The sequence below is a fragment of the Eoetvoesiella caeni genome, assembly GCF_003315175.1.
Classification (GTDB): domain Bacteria; phylum Pseudomonadota; class Gammaproteobacteria; order Burkholderiales; family Burkholderiaceae_B; genus Eoetvoesia; species Eoetvoesia caeni.
Map to the genome: position 1 here is coordinate 49,052 of NZ_QNRQ01000002.1, position 19,021 is coordinate 68,072.

Annotated in this window: 21 protein-coding genes; 6 read left to right on the top strand and 15 right to left on the bottom strand. The window is 57.9% G+C overall.

The window, feature by feature from the left end; all coding sequences use genetic code 11:
- Positions 1-54: 54 nt before the first annotated feature.
- From DFR37_RS03885 to DFR37_RS03915, 7 genes are all read right to left on the bottom strand, one after another.
- Positions 55-372: a helix-turn-helix domain-containing transcriptional regulator gene (locus DFR37_RS03885; RefSeq protein WP_113931937.1), complete on the bottom strand. Its 318-nt coding sequence runs from the start codon at positions 370-372 to the stop codon at positions 55-57.
- Entirely contained in the window at positions 372-692 is a 321-nt protein-coding gene (locus DFR37_RS03890; protein ID WP_113931938.1) for a type II toxin-antitoxin system RelE/ParE family toxin, read from the bottom strand. Before DFR37_RS03890 ends, DFR37_RS03885 begins: the two co-directional genes overlap by 1 nt.
- Positions 693-819: 127 nt before the next feature.
- Complete coding sequence (locus DFR37_RS03895; RefSeq protein WP_113931939.1) at positions 820-3,312, bottom strand: autotransporter outer membrane beta-barrel domain-containing protein; 2,493 nt, start codon at positions 3,310-3,312, stop codon at positions 820-822.
- A gap of 139 nt (positions 3,313-3,451) precedes the next feature.
- Positions 3,452-4,756, bottom strand: coding sequence for a TRAP transporter large permease (locus DFR37_RS03900; RefSeq protein ID WP_113931940.1), 1,305 nt, complete (start codon positions 4,754-4,756; stop codon positions 3,452-3,454).
- A complete protein-coding gene (locus DFR37_RS03905; RefSeq protein WP_113931941.1) occupies positions 4,753-5,295 on the bottom strand; it encodes a TRAP transporter small permease in 543 nt (180 codons plus the stop codon). The genes DFR37_RS03900 and DFR37_RS03905 overlap by 4 nt, the downstream gene beginning before the upstream one ends.
- Position 5,296: 1 nt before the next feature.
- Complete coding sequence (locus tag DFR37_RS03910; protein ID WP_113931942.1) at positions 5,297-6,319, bottom strand: TRAP transporter substrate-binding protein; 1,023 nt, start codon at positions 6,317-6,319, stop codon at positions 5,297-5,299.
- Positions 6,320-6,419: 100 nt separating this feature from the next.
- A complete protein-coding gene (locus tag DFR37_RS03915; protein WP_113931943.1) occupies positions 6,420-7,184 on the bottom strand; it encodes an SDR family NAD(P)-dependent oxidoreductase in 765 nt (254 codons plus the stop codon).
- 240 nt (positions 7,185-7,424) lie between these two features.
- Between DFR37_RS03915 and DFR37_RS03920 the strand changes: the two genes are divergently transcribed.
- Both DFR37_RS03920 and DFR37_RS03925 read left to right on the top strand, forming a co-directional pair.
- Positions 7,425-9,095: a (2,3-dihydroxybenzoyl)adenylate synthase gene (locus DFR37_RS03920; protein ID WP_113931944.1), complete on the top strand. Its 1,671-nt coding sequence runs from the start codon at positions 7,425-7,427 to the stop codon at positions 9,093-9,095.
- 52 nt (positions 9,096-9,147) lie between these two features.
- Positions 9,148-9,990, top strand: a complete 843-nt coding sequence (locus DFR37_RS03925) for an amidohydrolase family protein (RefSeq protein ID WP_113931945.1) — start codon at positions 9,148-9,150, stop codon at positions 9,988-9,990.
- Positions 9,991-10,038: 48 nt separating this feature from the next.
- Here the strand turns inward: DFR37_RS03925 and DFR37_RS03930 are convergent, their stop codons facing one another.
- Positions 10,039-10,680, bottom strand: coding sequence for a TetR/AcrR family transcriptional regulator (locus DFR37_RS03930; RefSeq protein ID WP_113931946.1), 642 nt, complete (start codon positions 10,678-10,680; stop codon positions 10,039-10,041).
- A 243-nt stretch (positions 10,681-10,923) separates the two neighbouring features.
- Between DFR37_RS03930 and DFR37_RS03935 the strand changes: the two genes are divergently transcribed.
- Together DFR37_RS03935 and DFR37_RS03940 are read left to right on the top strand one after the other, a co-directional pair.
- Entirely contained in the window at positions 10,924-11,955 is a 1,032-nt protein-coding gene (locus DFR37_RS03935) for an acyltransferase (RefSeq protein WP_170139819.1), read from the top strand.
- Positions 11,956-12,145: 190 nt separating this feature from the next.
- On the top strand, positions 12,146-12,691 hold the full coding sequence (locus tag DFR37_RS03940) for a hypothetical protein (protein ID WP_379881461.1): 546 nt from the start codon (positions 12,146-12,148) through the stop codon (positions 12,689-12,691).
- A gap of 135 nt (positions 12,692-12,826) precedes the next feature.
- On the opposite strand, the gene DFR37_RS03945 is transcribed toward DFR37_RS03940, so the two are convergent.
- The 3 genes from DFR37_RS03945 to DFR37_RS03955 form a co-directional block, all read right to left on the bottom strand.
- Entirely contained in the window at positions 12,827-14,179 is a 1,353-nt protein-coding gene (locus DFR37_RS03945; RefSeq protein ID WP_113931948.1) for a type II toxin-antitoxin system HipA family toxin, read from the bottom strand.
- Positions 14,176-14,442, bottom strand: coding sequence for a helix-turn-helix transcriptional regulator (locus DFR37_RS03950; RefSeq protein WP_113931949.1), 267 nt, complete (start codon positions 14,440-14,442; stop codon positions 14,176-14,178). Before DFR37_RS03950 ends, DFR37_RS03945 begins: the two co-directional genes overlap by 4 nt.
- A 147-nt stretch (positions 14,443-14,589) precedes the next feature.
- Positions 14,590-15,987 (bottom strand): chloride channel protein, encoded by a 1,398-nt coding sequence (locus tag DFR37_RS03955; RefSeq protein WP_211317205.1) that lies wholly within the window; start codon positions 15,985-15,987, stop codon positions 14,590-14,592.
- A gap of 302 nt (positions 15,988-16,289) precedes the next feature.
- On the opposite strand from DFR37_RS03955, the gene DFR37_RS03965 reads away from it, so the two are divergent.
- Entirely contained in the window at positions 16,290-17,330 is a 1,041-nt protein-coding gene (locus DFR37_RS03965) for a DUF4351 domain-containing protein (RefSeq protein ID WP_113931951.1), read from the top strand.
- A gap of 176 nt (positions 17,331-17,506) precedes the next feature.
- Here the strand turns inward: DFR37_RS03965 and DFR37_RS03975 are convergent, their stop codons facing one another.
- Together DFR37_RS03975 and DFR37_RS03980 are read right to left on the bottom strand one after the other, a co-directional pair.
- The gene (locus DFR37_RS03975) at positions 17,507-17,929 is read right to left on the bottom strand and encodes a helix-turn-helix domain-containing protein (RefSeq protein ID WP_113931952.1); all 423 of its coding nucleotides are present in this window, start codon (positions 17,927-17,929) and stop codon (positions 17,507-17,509) included.
- Complete coding sequence (locus tag DFR37_RS03980) at positions 17,917-18,045, bottom strand: type II toxin-antitoxin system HigB family toxin (RefSeq protein WP_113931953.1); 129 nt, start codon at positions 18,043-18,045, stop codon at positions 17,917-17,919. Before DFR37_RS03980 ends, DFR37_RS03975 begins: the two co-directional genes overlap by 13 nt.
- Before the next feature lie 120 nt (positions 18,046-18,165).
- On the opposite strand from DFR37_RS03980, the gene DFR37_RS03985 reads away from it, so the two are divergent.
- A complete protein-coding gene (locus DFR37_RS03985; protein WP_346724843.1) occupies positions 18,166-18,363 on the top strand; it encodes an aldehyde dehydrogenase family protein in 198 nt (65 codons plus the stop codon).
- 45 nt (positions 18,364-18,408) lie between these two features.
- On the opposite strand, the gene DFR37_RS03990 is transcribed toward DFR37_RS03985, so the two are convergent.
- Together DFR37_RS03990 and DFR37_RS03995 are read right to left on the bottom strand one after the other, a co-directional pair.
- On the bottom strand, positions 18,409-18,729 hold the full coding sequence (locus tag DFR37_RS03990) for a hypothetical protein (protein ID WP_113931954.1): 321 nt from the start codon (positions 18,727-18,729) through the stop codon (positions 18,409-18,411).
- Positions 18,716-18,997 (bottom strand): hypothetical protein, encoded by a 282-nt coding sequence (locus DFR37_RS03995; protein ID WP_113931955.1) that lies wholly within the window; start codon positions 18,995-18,997, stop codon positions 18,716-18,718. The genes DFR37_RS03990 and DFR37_RS03995 overlap by 14 nt, the downstream gene beginning before the upstream one ends.
- Positions 18,998-19,021: the final 24 nt, after the last annotated feature.

A 19,021-nucleotide genomic window follows, 5' to 3' on the forward strand; every position in this document is an offset into this window, starting at 1 on the left:
GGGCTGCATCCACCGCGCCGCAACGATGCGACCTAAATCAAAACTGCCTTAGCCCTACACCGCCGGAGCTATCGACAGCCGCAATCCTACCGTGCCCAATACAGCCAACAAGGTTTTCAGCGTTGGATTGCCCTTGGGCGATAGGGTTCGATACAGAGATTCGCGGCTAATGCCCGCCTGGGCCGCTACGCTCGCCAGCCCGCCATAGGCCTCAACCACGGTACGAAGCGCCAACAAGCCAGCAGCCCGGTCATCGGGGCTATCCAAAGACTCCATAGCCGCTTTCAGATACTCAATCGTCAACTCGCGATCGGCACGCAGTTCAGCCAGTTCGCGCTCATGATGCGATACCGCGCCCCTTAACTTGCTCATTATTGCCTCCGCTTCCATTCCACCCAGAACCCCTTCGCCAACTTGATATCGGCTTTCTGGGAGCGTTTATCACCGCCACAAAATAAAATAATGATGGATTTTCCATGCCGGGCGCAGTACACGCGATAGCCTGGCCCAATATGGATACGCAGCTCGACAACACCGGCGCCCACTGCAACTGCGTCGCTCCAGTTGCCCGCCTGCAAATTACGCAGCCTTACACGGATGCGCGCTTGCGCGGCCTTATCGCTTAAGGCATCCAGCCATTCGGTCAAAGGCTCGCCACCATCTAGCCTTTGATAGCGTAAGAGTTCAAACATTCTTATTGTAGCTTATAAGCTACTCCTAAACCAGGATGAATGAGTATGCGCAACGCCCGTCCACGGCGCTAGTGTGGAAAATACAGCGCGCGCATCATGTCATGTCATCGCACAAATCAGCAAGCGGCTAGAACGCCCACCTCAGGCTAAGCTGCACGCCGTGGTCGCGCGTGCCTTTGGATAGCTGGCCGGCATAGGCCAGCGACAGGCTGGCCTGCTTGGAAAGCTGGCCTGTCACGCTCAAGTCCAATGACCATGCGCTGCGCGCAATGGGCAGGCCGTGCGAAGTAAAGGTATGTTGGCCCGTGCCGCCCGCAAAACGCTGGCTGGAAGCCGGCGCGCGGGTGCCGGCCGCGTGGCGCCAGGCTAATTGGCCCTGCAATCGCGCCGCGCCGATTTCGGTTTCGAATGTGTGTTCGGCGCGCATGCCCAAACTGGAAAACAGCACCGACTGCCGCGCCGACTGCACCGACAAAGCCGCCGCCCCGCCTTGCTCGTCGAAGCCTGGAACGTTCAAATGCACGTAGGCAATGCGCACGAATGGCTCCAGCAAAAATGAAGCAGGGCGGCCACGCGGGCCGCCCTGATCCGAATACATGCCATCGCCGCTGCCTGCGGACGGCGGATGCACGTTATGCAGCCAAACCGGCCACGCCGCTTCGGCAAAAATCTGCGTGCCATGGGCTTGGTAGCGGCTGCTCAGGCTCTCGTCCAGCGCTCCGAATGCCACATGGCGCGCGCTTTTAACCGCATGCCGCGTATGCACCGCCCCCGCCGCCAAGCGTAAGGGCCGCCATTGGCCTGCCGCAATCACACCCAGGTGCGTGCTTTGCACCGTAGCGGACGCCACGCCGCCGTTATCAGCCTGGCCCAAACCGTGCAAGCCGGCGCCGTTACTGGCAGGACCCGAGCCGCCGGCGGCAATACCGTCCCCTTCGCGCCTTAAACGGGAATGCTGGACACCAAGGAAGACACCCGCCTGCCATTCCTGGCCCAGCCGCCGGTTGACGCCCAGCACCATGCCGTGCAGCGAACGCGTATCGCCCGGCACCCCGTCGGCTGCGCCCCGCTCCGCCTCCGAATAGAACGCGCGGCTCCAGAACCCCTGCCTTTGCGCATGTTCCAGCGCCGCATGCCGCACAAAGCGGCTGTCCTCCAGCATGCTGGACCACGCCGAAGCCGTCCAACTGCCCGAGAGCTGCTGCAAGGCATCGCGCGCCGCGGTCCTGTCCAGCACCAGCACCTCGTCGCGCAAAATGGGCAGCCCCGGCGAGGAGTTCTCCTTATCGATGGCCTGCGCCACCTCGTCTTCATCCGGCGTTTGCGCCACATCGTCCAAAGGCGTCTCGTTGCGCACCAGCGTCAGCGTAACGGTCTGGGCATCGTAGGCCAATTGCGGTTGCAGAAACGCAAAGTCGCCGGGTACGGAAACTGAATCGAAGCGGCCGTCCAGGCCTTGGTCGGCGGACAACAAGGCATAACTGGTGCTGGGCTTCCACACGCCCGCGCGCGCCAGCGCCACGACGTCGCCGGCCAACGAAGCCTTGCCGCCAACCCGCAGCGCATCACCCGCGCCGCCAGGGTCGACCTCTACCTCGAAACGCGATCCGGGCTCGAAATACACATCGCCCACTACCATCAGCGTGCCTATGCTGTTGCCCGGCGCCAACGCGCCGCCCCGCAAAATGCGCGCCCCCGCCACCGTCCCGTTGCCTTCCAGGCGCGCGCCCTTTCCCACCACAACAAAACCGCCGAATATCTCGTTAATGGCCAATGTTCCTGCTTCGACCAAAGCGTTGCCCATATACGGCATGGCATCGCCCACAATATTCAGCCGCCCCGCGCCCTGCTTGACGAACGGCGCGTCGCCCTGCAGCAGCCCGGCATGAAAAGCCTGGCCCTCCTCCACCACCCAGCGCAAGCTGTCCGCATGCGGGGGCGCCGGCACTTCGTCGTACGACCCCGGCGGCGCCCAGTCTTGCACTCTCATCGCGGTAATGTGCAAAGACGCGTCCATCTGCACACCCGGCGCGTACTCCAGCCGGGTTCCCGGCGCTGCCAGCAACGAAGCCCAGCCCCAGGCATTGTTGCTGCGCGCCTGCAAGCCGCCTTGCAACAGCCGGGAATTGCCCGCATACGTATTCAAGCCCGACAAAGCCAGTTCGCCGGCGCCCAGCTTGATAAGCCCATGCGGCGAGCCCGGCATGCTGCCTATGTGGCCGCTGAAGTGCGCCGCCGCGCCCTCGCCGACATTGATCGTTGCCGCGCTTGCACCGATCAAGTAGTCGTCGGCCGACTCGAACCCCGGGTCCGCAATGCGCATCACACCCGAAAATACAAAAGGCGCCAAGGGTTGCCCCATTAGCGCCTTGCCAGCCTGCATTCCCGCCAAAGGTGGCGGTTCCGCCAAGCCCTCGAACAGCGGTCCATAGCGCCGCTGGTCCTGCATCGGCCCCGCCGTTTCCAACGCCGCCGCCCCACTATTTACCCCCAAGGCCAGCAGCAACGCACCCGCTGCATGCACCAAACCTTTCCTTAACCCCTTGATTACCTCGAAACTCCTTGCATCCAGCCTACTATTTCCCACCAACGGCAACATCGACAATTCCTGAATCATCATTGCTTCCTCCGTATGGATAAATAAGTCACACTCGTGACGAACGGATTATGAAACAAAATGATTTATTTTGAAATATGTTCGAAAACTATTTTTGACACCTTATTTCATTGCCAACGCTTCTCAGGCGGGGACGCAGCGGCTACCGATACAACATCGTCGGAAACCACAGGGCAATATCCGGAAAGGCCACCAGTAGCAACAACAGGGCAATAGGCGCCAACAAGAACGGGATGACTCCGCGGTAAATGACCGAAAGCGGGATTTCGGGAGCCTGCGCGCGGATCACAAAAATGTTCATTCCTACCGGGGGATGTATAAGCCCCAGTTCAACCACCAGCACCAGTACCACGCCAAACCATACGGGGTCGAAGCCGACTTCGGTGACCAAAGGAAAGAACACCGGGACGGTAATCAACACCATGCCAATACCGTCAAGAAAACACCCCATAACGATGTAGAACAATATGAGGATAAGCATGACGACTGCTGGCGAGGCATTGAGCCCGCGCGTCCACTCCACCAGCGTATGCGGCAGCTCTGTCAGCACGACAAAGTACGAAAAGATGAATGCGCACATGACCACCAGGAACAACATGCTGGAAATCAGTATGGTTTCCACAAAAGCCGCATGCACCCGCGCAAACGACAAGCGGCGCCGGACGACGCCCAGCAGCAAGGCTCCGAACGAGCCCACCGCGGCCGATTCAGTGGGGCTGAACCAGCCGGCATAAATGCCGCCGATGGACACGCCAAAAAGAAGAATAATCTCCCACATGCTTAGCAACGCACACCAGCGCCCCTTCCAGCCCACATTGGGCGATATCTGCTCGTGGTTGTCCTTGCGATGAATCAGCCATGCCAGCACCAGGCCGTAGAACAACGTAAGCAGTATCGAAGGAAACAGCGCGGCGGCAAACAGCTTCTGCACCGACTGCTCGGCAATGATGGCGTAGATGACCAGAATGATGGAAGGCGGAATCAGGATGCCCAGCGACCCGCCAGCGGCAATAACGCCTGTAATCAGCTTGTCGCTATAGCCGGCCTGGCGCAATTCCGGCAAGGCAATGCGCGACATCGTGGCCGCCACCGCCAGGGACGAACCGCAAACCGCGCCGAATGCCGCGCTGGCACCCAATGCCGCATAGGCCGGCCCGCCGCGCGCTCCGGCAAACAACGAACGAACGGCACTGAACAACTGCCCTGAAATACCCGCGCCGGACGCCAGCGCCCCCATCAGCACAAACAAAGGCACGACCGACAAGGCATAAGCCGAGCCCATCTCGAACGGTGTCGAGCCAAGCACAATAAACGCCTTGTCGAAGCCGCTGATGGCCGCATACCCCACCGTACCGACCAGCCCCATCGCAATGGCCACCGGTACCCGCGCAAAGATCAGGACCAACAACGCCAGCATGCCCAGCACGCCAATGTATTGGACACTCATTCGACACTCCTGGTGACTTGCGCGGTTGATTGATCCTGGAACGGATGGCGCAGCAAACAGCACAATTTGAACAAGACGGCGACAAAAGCGGCGAATATGCCCAGCAGGCAAGGAATCCACAGCCATGCCAGCAGTATCGGCAGGTCTGGCTTGCGGTCGGCGTAAATATAGGCTTCCCATGCCGGTATCGGCATGAACCGCAGCAGCAGGCCCAGAAACACCGCGGCCAGCACCAGCGCAACGATCTTGAGCAGACTCAACGCATGCTGGCCAACGAAATGGTCGATGACGTCCACGGTAATGTGCGTGTCGTCAAGAAAGGCTTCGCCTATGCCCAGGAACACCACAAACACCATCAAGGTCTCTACCATGTCGTAGGTGCCCAGAATAGGAATGGCAAACAGGTTGCGCAGCAATACGTCGGCCACGGTAATCAGCATCATCAGCGCCAGGGCCACGCCTGCCAACAATGTCAGCGCACGCAGCACAAAACGCATCCAACGGTAAAGGCGCCCACCTGTGTGGCTGGCCGCGCGCATGCTACTGTCCCTTCGCGCGCGCGGCGATCGCTTCCTTCAGGCGCTGCAGCGCAACCTTGCCGGGCAACCCCTTTTCTTCAAGCGCAGCCACTTTGTCGTTGATAAGCTTGGACGTGATCTTTTCATAGGCCTTGGAATCGGCCTCGCCCAGCGACACCACCTTGACGCCATGCTTGCGCATATACACCAGGCCGCGTTCGTCCGCTTCGTCCGAATCCGTGCCCACGCGCTTGGCGCCTACGTTGCCGGTGGTCTCGTCGATAAGTTTTTGCAGGTCGGCAGGCAGGCCGGCATAGCTCTTGGGGTTCATGACCATTGCAAAGGTAACCACGCCGGCGTTGAAGGCGGTGGCATACTTAAGGTCGGTGCCCAACTGAAAACTTTCCGCGCCTTCGTACGACATCAGGGTTCCGTCGATGGTGCCTTTATTCAAGGCGTCGGCAACCTCGGAAGGCGCAACGCCAACCGGCGTGGCGCCCAAGGCGGAAATCAGCGAAGCATACACAGTGCCGGGGTGGCGGATGCGCAAGCCGTGCATTTGCCCGATGGTGGTGATCTCTTTGGTGGAGGTCAGCAAAGGGATGGGCGGCGTGGACATAAAATACAGCACCTTGACGCCGGTGTATTCCTTTTCAAGCAGGTCCTTGATGTCCATCAGGGCTTGCGAGCCCACCTTGCCATTGGGAATCAATGTGGGGTACTGCGCCAGTTCCGTCAAAGGGAAGCGGCCCGGGGTGGCCCCCTGCAATACATACGAGATGTCGGCCACGCCTGTGCGCGCCAGGTCGAACTGGCGGTTCACCGGTCCCATTTGCGACGACGGGAACAGCTTCAGGATAAGCCGGCCGTTTGACTTCTGCTTAAGGTCCGCGGCCCAGCGTGTGATTTCGCGGTTGATGGTATGGCTGGGCGGCAAATAACTGGACACCTTCAGTTCATATACCTGCTCGGCCACTGCGGGCGACATTAAAACAGTAACGGCAGCTGCCGCCGCCGCGCCCAAAAATTTACGTCGTGTGTTCATGGCTTGTCTCCGTGATGGTATGGAACCTGCCGGGCTTGCCGCCCTGTTGTGGGTTCCTGTTTGGATTCGGGTGCAGCCGCGCCTTGCGGCGCGATATAGCCTAGGTTGAACTGGAAAAGCCGCCGTCTATGACTATGATTTCGCCCGTGACGAAACGGTTGGAACGAACCAGGCTTAACATGGTCTCGGCCACGTCGTCGGCGGTAACGCAGCGCTTCAGCGGCGTTTGCCGGGCGCGCCTTTCCATAAGGCTGTCGTACTTGTCGTTAAGCATGCGCTTCATCCAGTCGCCTTCCATCCAGCCCGGTGCCACGGCGTTGACGCGGATTTCAGGCCCCAGGTTCAAGGCAAGTACTTTAGTAAGGCTTACCACGGCCGCCTTGCTGGTGGCGTAAGCCAAGGGCTGCGGGCCCGGGCGCAAACCCACAATGCTGGCGGTATTCACCACGCAGCCGTTGCCGGCTGCCTTAAGCAAGGGCACGGCCGCGCGTGTAACCTGAAACATGCCGCGCACATTGACGGCGAACACACGGTCCCAGTTTTCGGCGGTGACGGCATCAAGGTCTTTGGGGCTTATGGCGGAAGTCGTTCCGGCGTTATTGATAAGCACATCAAGCCGGCCAAACCGCTGCTCTACCTGCGCAAGCATTCCGCGCACGGCGGGGTCGTCGCTGACATCGCATTGCAGCAAAATGGTTTCCGCGCCCAGCTCCTGGGCGGCCTTGGCCGTTTCAGCCGCTGCGCCTTTGCTGCTGCTGTAGTTAATGGCAACGTCGTAGCCGGCGGCCGCCAACGCAAGCACCGCGCTGCGTCCGATTCCAGCTCCACCGCCCGTCACTAATGCCACCGGTTTTTCGTGCTTCATCGAGTCTCCTTGCGCATCATTTTATTATGAACATGTTCTACTTTAGATCACGATCATATTTATCGCAAGCAAAAAATAGTCGCATTTGGCGCTCAGAATATGCAGGTTTTCACTGATTAAAATTCATTGACACAGAAATGATCAAAATCTAAACTGAACATGTTCACATAATAAAAGCGCTATCCGGCCGGCTTGCAGACAGGCGAATTTGCCGCAGCCCCATCCCCCAGGAGGAACAAAATGCTTGAAGGAGTCGTCCCATTTCCGCCCGAGTACGCCAAGCTCTACCGCGAGAAGGGCTATTGGCAAGACAAGTCGCTGGCACAGGAATTCCACGCCGTATTCGAAAAATACGCCGACCGGGTGGCATTCATAGATCGCGGCCGCTCGTACACTTATTCCGAGATCGACCAAGCCACCGATCGGCTGGCAATCAATCTGCTTGATCTCGGCTTGAAGTCTTTGGACCGCGTGGTGGTACAACTGCCCAACACCATTGAATTCGTCATTCTTTACTTTGCACTTCAGAAGATCGGCGCCATTCCCATTGCGGCACTATCCAGCCACCGCTACCTGGAAGTCAGCCAATTCGTCGCCTTGTCAGGCGCCGTAGCCTGCGTTGCGCCCGACCGCCAGGGCGACTTCGACTTCCAGGACATGATCAGGCGCGTCCAGCAGCAAAATCCCGGGCTCAGGCACGGCATTATCCTGGGCCAGGCCGCCGAAGGCTTCGCCTCGCTGCACGACCTTATCCAGGCCCAGCCGGCGCAAGACGCAAAGGCCCGGCTCCAGGCCATCCATATCGACCCGACCGACCCCGCGGTATTCCAGTTGTCGGGCGGGACCACAGGCATTCCCAAGCTCATTCCCCGCACGCACAACGACTACGCCTATAACTCCAAAACCGCCGCCAATGTCTGCCGGATCGAAGCGCAGCATGTGCTGTTGGTCATCTTGCCTATTGCCCACAACCTGCCCCTGGCCTGCCCCGGCATCCAGGGCTTCATGTTCCAGGGCGCCAAAGTCGTGCTCTCTGCCAGCACCCGCGCGGCCGACATCTGCGCCGCCATACAAGACCATGGGGTCACGCATATCAAGGTCGTGCCGGCCCTGCTGATACGGCTGCTTAACGACCCGGTGCTAAGCCAGTACAACCTTTCGTCGCTTAAAGTCATTCAAAGCGGCGGCCAGCGCTTGCAGCCCGAAGTGCGCGCACTGGCCAAGAAGCTGATACCCAGCGCCTTTATCCAGGAAAACTTCGGCATGGGCGAGGGGCTGCTTTTTTTCGTGCGGCACGACGACCCGGAAGATGTCCGGATGGAAACCGTAGGCAGCCCGGTAAGCCCCGACGACGAAGTGCGCATCGTGGACGAAGACGGCATCGACGTGCCCTTCGGCGAAACCGGAGAAATGTGGTGCCGCGGCCCTTATACGCTGCGCGGCTACTTCGGCGTTCCTGAATACAACAAAGACGCGTTTTCACCCGACGGCTTTTATAAGTCGGGCGACTTGATGCGCCAGCATCCGTCGGGACGATACATGGTGGAAGGCCGGCGCAAAGACTTGATCAACCGCGGCGGCGAAAAGATCAGCGCCGAAGAAATCGAAAACCTGATTCTTGCCCACCCCGCCGTGAAGGACATTGCCTGCGTTCCCATTCCCGACCCCGACATGGGCGAGCGCATGTGCGCCTGCGTGCTGCTGCGCAATGGTGCAACGCTGGGCTTTGACGAGCTTAAGCAGTTCCTGGCCAACAAGGAAATCGCCAAATACAAGCTTCCCGAACGCCTGGAAATCATGAATGAATTCCCATTGTCCACCTTTGGCAAAGTCTCCAAGAAGAAGCTGCGCGAAATGATCACGGCAAAGATGGAAGGCGAAAAAGAAAACCGCAACGCCGCCGCTTCATGACTCTTTGCCGCGCCGCCATTTCCCGACTCTTTGTTTACTCCGGAACCATGACATGAGAATCATAGACTTGCATTGCTACCCCAACACCCAGGAATGGATTTCGTGCCAGCAGCCCTACGTTGACGCGCTGGCCGAATACTGGAACAGGGCCTGGACGCCCAAGACCGAAGCAGAGGTCGTCCAGGACTTTACCGACGCCGACGTGCAGGCCGTGCTGGTGGCGCTGGACCTGGAAACCACCGTTGGCACGCCACCGTGCTCGAACGAATACGTGCATGGCATGTGGAAGCGCAACGAAGGCCGCATCATCCAAGCCTGGGGCGCGCTGGAACCCTCGAAGGGCGAACTGGCCATCCGCCAGGCGCGCCAGGCCGTGCAGGAATTCGGCATGCTGGGCTTTCATTTTCATCCCATCATGCAGCACTTTGCGGTGGACGACCGCCGCTACTATCCGCTGTTCGAAGAAATCTCCATGCTGGGCGCGGCCGTCATGATCGACGTGGGCACGACGGGGATGGGCGCCGGCATGCCCGGCGGCATGGGCGCAATCATCCGCCACGCCCACCCCAGCGCCATCGACCAGCTGGCCGCCGACTTTCCCAAACTGAAAATCATCATGGCGCACCCCGGCTGGCCCTGGGTGGACGAAACAACCGCGGTGGCCCTGCATAAAGGCAATGTCTACTGGGAAATGTCCGGCTGGGCCCCCAAATACTTCTGGCCGCAGTTAAAGGTGGATATGCGCACCCGCCTGCAGGACAAGATTATGTTCGGCAGCGACTACCCCAGCATGCCGTACGAACGCCTGCTGCGCGAATGGCGCGAACTGGGCTATAGCGACGCCATCATGGAAAAAATCTTCCATGGCAATGCAGAGCGCATCCTGGGTCTTTAAGCAGTTGGGCCGCCGGGTCAACCGGCGCGCTCAAGCCTCTGGATATCGTCAACGAACCGGGTCCAGGCCGTTGATGTACAGCTTGAACTGCTTGCGCAGCGCCGCCAGGCCGGCCTTAAGGTCGGGATTGTCTTCAGAAATCCACAGACGCACCGCGCCCGCATAAATAAAGAACAGCCCCAGGGCTATGGCCGATGAGCTTTCGCGCGAACGGACTTGGCCGCGCTCTTGCGCGCCGGCAACCAGTTGCCTGACGGTTTCAACAACCAGCAGCCGGTTCTTGTTGAACTGGACCGAAAGCTTGCCATGCCGGTAGAACGTCAGTTCGCGCAGCAAGATACGCGACAAAGTCGGATTGCCGGCAAAGTCTTCATACAGAAACGAGAAAAACGTAACCAACTGGTCCAACAGCGGCTTGCGGTAATTCACCGCCTGTGTGCCTTGCTGCTGTATCTCGTTAAGATGATCCACATAGATCAAGAAAATCAAGTCGCGCTTGTCGTCGGCGTAGTTGAACAAGGTACCCAGGCCCACCCGGGCACGCTTGGCAATATCGCGCGTTGTGGCCGCGTCGTAGCCAAGTTCGGTAAACAATTCCTTGGCCGCGCTTTTAATGCGTTGAAGCTTCTCCAGCTTGTTTTGTTCCCGCAGCCCAAGTACGGGTTCGTCGGTCGCGCCGGTCTTTTTCATTGATAAACCACTTATTCGAAGGATAGCGTGCCATCAGTGGCAGCCGCTTGTTTACAAGGCTGGCGTTCTTGGCACCGGCACACGCCGCAAAGCGAACCGGACGCCGCAATTTTATCGCGCATCAATAAAATGAACAAGTTCAAAGAAATCCGAAAGCTCGCCGGCGCTGCGTAACAAGCCGACATAAGCCATCGCAGACCGAAACACGGCATCGTGTTACACCTATGTGCATAGGATATGAATATGGCAAAAAACAGTTTCACCGCCGGGATGGACACCGCAAGAATCGGTGCGTGCTTCATGGTTATTGTGTTGCACGTGGCCGCCGTCAACTTCAACGTTTTCGACGACCAATGGTGGGCGTCCAATTTCTACGACTCCCTTACGCGCAGCTGCGTACCGGTCTTCCTGATGATTTCCGGCGTATTGCTGCTGAACAAACAGGAAAGCCTGCCGGTCTTCTTCAGCAAGCGCTTTGCGCGCGTCCTGCCGCCCCTGCTGTTTTGGTCGCTGTTCTACATGGCCTGGAACACCCTTCAGGGCGAACACTACGGCAGCTTGTACGACTGGGTAAAAAAGCTGGCCAGCGGGCCGGTGGTATTTCATTTATGGTATCTGTACGCAATTCTGGGCATCTACCTGTTCGTGCCCTTTTTGCGCAGCATCTGGCTGGCGGCCAGCCCCTCCGAAAAGAAACTGTTCCTGGCCTTGTGGATGCTGGCCTCGGCCTGGCCGGTAATAAGAAGCGTGTTCGGCATCGACCTGGACCTGCCCGAAACCTACGCGCTGGGGTCCTTTGTAGGACTGATAGGCTATCTGTTCCTGGGCGCCTACGTCTTCGAGGTGTACCAGAATATATTCTCCAAGAACCGCTACTGGTGGGCCAACGCCGGCCTTTTCATTGGCTTCAGCGTCGTAATCATGACAGCCACCTTCATGTATTCCAGCCATGCCGGCACTCCCGACACCCTGTTCTACGACTATCTGTCGCCGCTGGTCATGGGCGCTTCAATATGCATCTTCAACGTCCTGTACGGCCTGGGCGACAAGCTGCGCCCGCATTCGAACCTGCTGAACCGGCTTTCCGCCTGCACGCTTGGAATCTACTGCCTTCATATCTTCGTTTTGCAACGCATAGAAGACTGGACCGGCCTGCTGAAGTCCAGCGCCTCGTCCTGGTGGGCAATTCCTTCCATGGCAGTCTTCGTATTTGCAATCTCGCTGGCAACCATTCTTCTGCTAAGAAGGTTCAGGCTGTTTTTGCATATCACTTGAAGAGTGCGGCTCGTAGATCTTGCGCTCACGCGCCAATCGCTTCACGGCCAACCAGCATATGGATGACGCCGTCGCGCAGGCCACGCTGCCTGCCGCTGCCGCGCGTGTCCGGTCAACCGGCAGACCCATTCGCATATTTTCTCCAAACGTGCCAGCATATTGGGCTAGGCCCAAAAAGCCATGGATGCATATGGAGAAGTCAGTGAGTAATGGCAGTTTTACCGGCGACAGCCCCCTGGACGACATCGACGGCGCGGACGCGGACGCCGGCGCCCAGAAAATACAAGAACCCACGCTTTGGCGCGACGATGGCTGGACGGCGCGGGTCATCAAGAATGAAGACGACGACGGCTGGGCCGTGGAAATGATTCAGGACGGCCAGGACGAACCCGCGCTTGTGGGGCCATGGACCATGGGCCGCGATAAGAAAAACCCCAAGCCGCTGGACTCGTCCGCCTTCATCACGCTGGTCAAGACGGCTTCAGAAGTATTGCGCCGCCACGAGCAGCAATTGCACGCGCTGCTGCACAAAAACATTAAAGTCTCGACAGACGACGGCCAGGTTACTGTCAAGCTGGACATTGTCCCGGACGACGACGATCCCTACGCCACGCTAAGCGCCTGGGACGCCTACGGCGAAGAGCTCGGACGCGCCAATGTGGCGGTAAGCTTCAAGCTGACCATGGAAAGCGCAACGAAATGGATAGAAAGCGGCTATCCGGCGCGGGCTGGTTGAGTATCCGGGCTACGTAAGCGTTCACGCCGCGCGCACTGCGGCCCGCGCTTGCGCACCAGCAGCCGGTATGCCAGTCCGGCTACGGCTATGTCTTCCAGGCCTATGCCCAAGCGTAGCCGTTGCGGCTTGGCAAGCCTATCGTCGCTCCCGCGGCTTTGCCAAAAGCTCTGATCGCCCTATTACATCACGCGATGTATGCGGCGGTTCGGGGTCGGAAAATTTTGCTTCCTCTATTGCAGCGGTTAAGCCGCGAAATTGCGCCGCTGGTCGGGGGCTGCGAAGCGACTCCATGCCATCGTTCCAGGCATGCACCATCTGCTTGGCTATGCCATGCCATTGCGGTTCGTTTTTTGCCGCCTCAATAACTTCACGCCCCACCTCCACCGCCGATTCGCACAAGCGTTCAACCATACTGGCGTACTCACGCGGGGCTATGCCAAGCCGGGCGTTGAAGAATCGCTCAAGCGTTTTACCCACCGTCCATGTTTTACGTCCCTCAACAGACAAGCCAGGCGCGCTTGCGGCGTAACGAGGATACGCTTGTGTCGTCACAACATCGTAAACGGGCGTAAAGGCTATGTCGGCTAACGACGTGTAATAAAGAGCGATATTCTTTGCGTGGCAATCAGCGTTGCGCACTACATAATTCGTCAACAGGAGCCAGCCGAATTGCTCCAGCTGCGCCCTGGCCCCGGAAGCTGGTAAATAAGAGCGCGCCGCATTAAGAACCTTTTCTGTCGTCGGGCTGTATTTTTCATGCGGCGGCAGGCCCAGCAGTCCACACGTATCCTCCAACCCAAAAACCGGGATGCCATTTTCATCGACGTCGAAGCGTTCGACAACCAGCACTCGTCCATCTTCCGACATTCGCGCTTTGGCAACATTGGCCACATTCAAACGCTCCAGGACACGCATGGAGTAAAACTCATTAAAGCCAAGGAACGGCGTATTGGCGTCCGAGCCCTTGATAATGTGGCGACTGGTGCGCAGTGTCGATTTGCCCAACGTCGCAATTACATCATTGGGCATAGGAAGTTCTGGAGCAATAAACTTGGGAACGGCACCAGAAATTGCCGCTCGCGCATACTTATGCACGAGCGCCGCAAAACGATCGGCAGTGTTTTCGCCGGTAAGAAGGTCCTCTAACTGCAGAGGCTCCAGCTGAGTACCTGGCGCTACGCCTTCGGGGGTCACTGTAACTCGGCCAATCCCCATACCGCCGATAATTGCCAGCAACGACAAATCGGTGCCGTCCAACAAAGGACCGAACTCCTCGCGGATCACGTTCAACAAATATCCTTCCGGCAGATTTTGGCGAAAAAACGGATGCAGATCGCGTGGCCATTTCCATGCTTCCTCACGAACGGGCATAGTGAGGCTGACAAAGTCTTCTGCTGAAGCTGTCGCGCCGTACTTCAAAACATACTCGTCTCGCTCGCGGTACAACCGCGCAACAAGTTTGCCTTTTACCTGTACGTCAAGCTTCATGACAGGTCCTCTTCGGCCCGCTGCTCCGCCAATATGTCTTCAAGAGTTCGCATATGACCCCGCTTCACCATTTTCAGGTCATAGCCGGCGCCTTCCAGCAAGCGCAGCAGCGCCGAAACGCTCATATCGCCTTTCGCCAACGTTTCCATACGTGCGACGGTGGTTCGCGCCACACCGGCGCGCTTGGCCAGCGTGCTTTGCGTCAAGCCAGCCTCGCGGCGAGCTTCTTTCAGCATGTCGGCGATATCGGCAAGGGTGGTCATAAGTAGCCTTAGAGCATCAAAAACACAGTAGTCCAGTATTAATGTAGCCTATGAGGCACAAACCGACAAGAAGCTTTGTAGCCCCTGGGCATCTAAAAGACGGTAATAGCCACATTTAGTAGCCCGCAAGCATCAAGAATGCTCCCCTTACCTTCGTCGAACCCACGCCACCAATCGCCTCCAATACTGCGGCCCTTGCCGCTGCTTGAACTTGCTCCACCATCTTAGAAAGCCATAAGAAAGGTAGACCTTTTCCTGCCCCAGGGGCATATCGGGCCGGACAACCATCCACGAGGATTTCGAATAGGCGATGAGCTGGTCCGGGTAAACGCTGCGGTGGCCGATGATGAGGTAGGCGGCAATGCCGGCGCCGGCCACATATACGGTTCCCAATGTTCCGCCGAATAGTTCAACGCCCATCAGTATTGCGGCAATGGGCGTGTTCGAGGCCGAGGCCACCACCGCCACCAGCCCTACCGCCGCGCCCAGCGCGGGGCTGAGCCCCAGCATTGGCGCAAACGCGCTGCCGGCAATCGCGCCGATCACGAACTGCGGGGTTACGATGCCGCCGTAGAAGCCCGAGCCCAGAGTCACCGCCACCAGAATCGTTTTCCATAAGAAACCAAGATAAGGCATGGCTTCGCCGTCCAGCGCGCGGTCCATCAAGGGCAGGCTCAAGCCCAGGTACTCGGTGGGAATAACGAGGATCAAAGCCGAAAGCACCAGGCCGCCGAACAATGGCAACAACGGCGGCCAAAGGCCGAACCGAGCTTTGAGGCGCGCGAAGATATTACGCACCAATGCGATCATGTCGACAAACACCCAGGCGACAACACCGCAAATGACGCCTATCAGCACGGTCTTCAAAAACAGGATTTCCGAAAACTCCGGCAACGGAAGCAATTTGTAGAACGTATAGGGCACGCCCCACCATTTGCTGACTTCAAAAGACACCACGCCGGCAACAATGGCCGGAAACAGGAAGTCATGCCGAATGCGCCCGATGGCCAGGACCTCGACGCCATATATGGCGCCAGCCAATGGTGTGCCGAACACGCTGGAAAAACCGGCGCTGACGCCGCAGGCGACCAGGCGCTTTTGCAGCTCGGCATTCAGCTTGAATACCCGGCCAATTCCCGAAGCCAGCGACGCACCAATATGCGAACAAGGCCCTTCCTTGCCGGCCGAACCGCCCGAGGCCAGGGTAATGATGGCGGCAACCGGCTTGATCAGCAGCGTTTTAAAAGGCATTTTGCCCGACTGCGTGTGCACCGCCTCTATCACCGAATCCTTCAGTCCGGTCTTATTGGCTTTGTAGCCGTAATACAGCAGCAAGCCGTTCAACAGCCCGCCCACCGGCAGCAATATCATTTGCACCCACAGCGGTACGGAGGCGGTTCCTTCTACAAAGAAAAACAGGCCATGCAGAAAAAAGCTGGTGCCCGTACCGACAATGGCCCCCGCTATCGTCGCCAGAACCAGCCATTGCACGACCGTCGCCAGCATGACGACGGGCTCTATATAGTTGAAGCGTGGCAATGGCATGGTGGGCGCTACCCGCAGATGGGTCCCGTTGAAATGACCAGCCAGATTTTACTGCTCAATTGCGGGGGCCAGACAGCACCTCGGACACAACACCCTGGCTGCCGATTTCCGGCAGATCAGTCTGCTTGAGGCCATGTTGCTGCATTAGAAACTTCAAAGCTTAGGTACCGGTAGCTTCAGGCAGGGAGTGAAGCCCACCTCTCCGTACTTCCCGGCCTGGCTATTCAGATGCGCTACCCCTACCGACCCCGTACGGCGCCTTTTACAGTGATAACTCATGCGCCTTTTTGGATCACACCCCGATGCCCGAATCGTCCACCGACTACGACAGCCCCTGGAAAGAAGCACTGGACTACTACTTTGAAGATTTCTTGCGCTTGCTCGCTCCCTGGCTGCATACGCAGATAGACTGGGCACATCCACCGGCGTTCCTGGACAAAGAGCTGCAAGCCCTCATGCACGACGCCCAGAACGGGCGTGGCCGCCTGCACGCCGACAAGCTGGTTCGGGTCGTCAGTAAACGCCAGCAACCATTTTGTATCCTCGTTCATGTAGAGATTCAGGGCGGCAGAATCACTGCCGCCGCCGTGCCGCGCTTTGGTCGGCGCATGTTCCGCTATGCGTGGCGCATTGAGGATCGCTATATCGACGGTATCGCCGGCCCAGACGGCGGCCTACAAAAGATGGAGTTGGTCAGCTTGGCCGTGCTCACGGCCAGTCGAGGCGCTGGAACTCATCTCACATATTCTTGGGGCAACCGCGAGGCCAATAGTGGGCAATTTCGCTTTCCTGTCGTACACTTATCCGTGTGGCTGGATCGCTGGGCCGAGCTGGAAAAAGAAGCCGCCAACAATCCCTTCGCGGCTGTTGTCATGGCGCAATTGCACACCCAAACCACCAGTAAAGACGGCCCGCAACGCCTGGCATCCAAAACGCAGATTATCCGGTTGCTGTACCGGTATCGCTACAGCAAAAAGAATATCTTGCGACTATTCCGTATTATTGACTGGATGATGACTCTGCCGGCTGCACTGGAACCGGCCTTTGAGCAAGCCATGGCCACCATCGAACAGGAGCATGAAGTGACATTCGTAACCAGCATTGAACGCCTAGGTGAGAAACGCGGACTTGAAAAAGGACTTGAACAAGGGCTGGAACAAGGCCTTACGAAAGGCCGCAACGAAGGCGCAACCGCTGTGCTTCAACATCAATTGGCCCGCAAGTTCGGCCCTTTATCCGAGATCCTGCAACAACGCCTGGGGTCTGCCACGCCGGCTCAACTGGAAACCTGGTCGCTCAACATCCTGGATGCCGCAACACTAGACGATGTGTTTACCGAATAAGCAGCAGCTTTGCCGTTGCTGCGATCATTGCGTCTTCGTGCGGTCCGTCGGAAAGGCAGGCGTCAAGAAATTCACTGAAACGCGCTTTTGCGTCCTGTACAGGCCAAATCCTCATATCCACCCCACCAACAAACTAGTCATCCGCCTAGTTTAGTCTCCGCTACGCCAATACCCAATCAAACAAAGGTGGCGCTGGAAACGCCAAAGCGCTTGCTCAATGCGCGAACTTGCCGAATATTGGGGTCGCGTTTGCCAGACAGCACCTCGGACACAACACCCTGGCTGCCGATTTCCGGCAGATCAGTCTGCTTGAGGCCATGTTGCTGCATTAGAAACCTCAAAGCTTGGGTGCCGGTAGCTTCAGGCAGGAAGTGGTGTTCGGCCTCGTAGTCTTCGATTAAGTCGCCAACGATGTCGATCAGACCCATGGCGGGATGATGTTCATTCCCTTGTGCCGCGTCCAGCAATACCTCAAGCGTTTCTGCCATGCGCATGTAGTGGGCTTCGTCCCGAATTGGAGCGATGTCCGTCGCGTTGCGGAAGTGTTCCCACGCCGGAAGCAGGTGTTTCAGATTGATATGTGCGTTCACGATTTCCATGCTCCTTTGTCGTAGTCCTGATGGGTAAGTACGGCCTTGATGTAAACAATCTGCTTTTCAAAGCGAACATAGGCAATCAGACGGTATTTGTTGCCCCCTATGTTAGCCCCCACCATTTGCTCACTTCAAACGAAACAAGACTGGCCACAATGGCCGGGAATAGAAAGTCGTGCCGGATACGCCCAATGGCAAGAACCTCGACCCCGTAAATCGCCCCAGGATCAACAGCACGAGGAATGGCAATATCAAAGCGCCTTAAAACAGGCATGGTTCATATCAACGACCAGACCGTCAACAATGAATTCCACGTGCCATTCGGCGGCATGGGCGCCTCGGGCAACGGCGGACGATTCGGGGGGCCGGCAAACGTGCATGAATTTACCCAAAGCCAATGGGTAAGCGTCATGGACAAGCCCATTACCTACCCGTTCTAAAACCGCCGTCTCGTTACCGCGCAGGGAAACCCCAGCTGAATGCCATCACTTTTTTCCGTATGTCGCATCGTGATCAGGCTCGACCGTCAAAAAGCGTATGAACTCGCTGTCGCGGTAGGCGGTTGCCCGGCGAGCCTGAGTAATGCGCAGGGAATAAATGGTGTCAATGCCCGCCGGGGTCTTAATGCTGGTGATCTTTTCCCACTTCAAGCCAGGGTCTCTGTAGACCTGGTCCCAAGTCAACTGCCGAATCTTGTTAAGGGTATCCAGCGCGGCATGCCGCTCGGGTTTTTGTAGCGTAAGTAGATTTTCCTGGAAAACAGGATTATTCAGGTCCAACCGGACTTTGGCCTTATTGATCGCCATGACTCAAGCGGCTGAGCGTATCGTCTTGTTCGGCGTCAGATGCTTCGTGCTTACTCGACCATTTCATAGCGGCTTGCAGATCTGCGGCGGCTTTGGGTTGATGCAACCAGCGTTCATTATCAGGGATAACCGTGGCTGTGCGCACCATCCAGACACCCGGCTCACGCTCTTCCACCAGCACTTGACGGCCGGCATATTGCTTGCCCAGCGAGATTTGACCATTCGCACCGACGACTTTGACACTTGAAGTTTGTACAGTGGCAACCATGCCTACATCCTCTAAACTATTAAT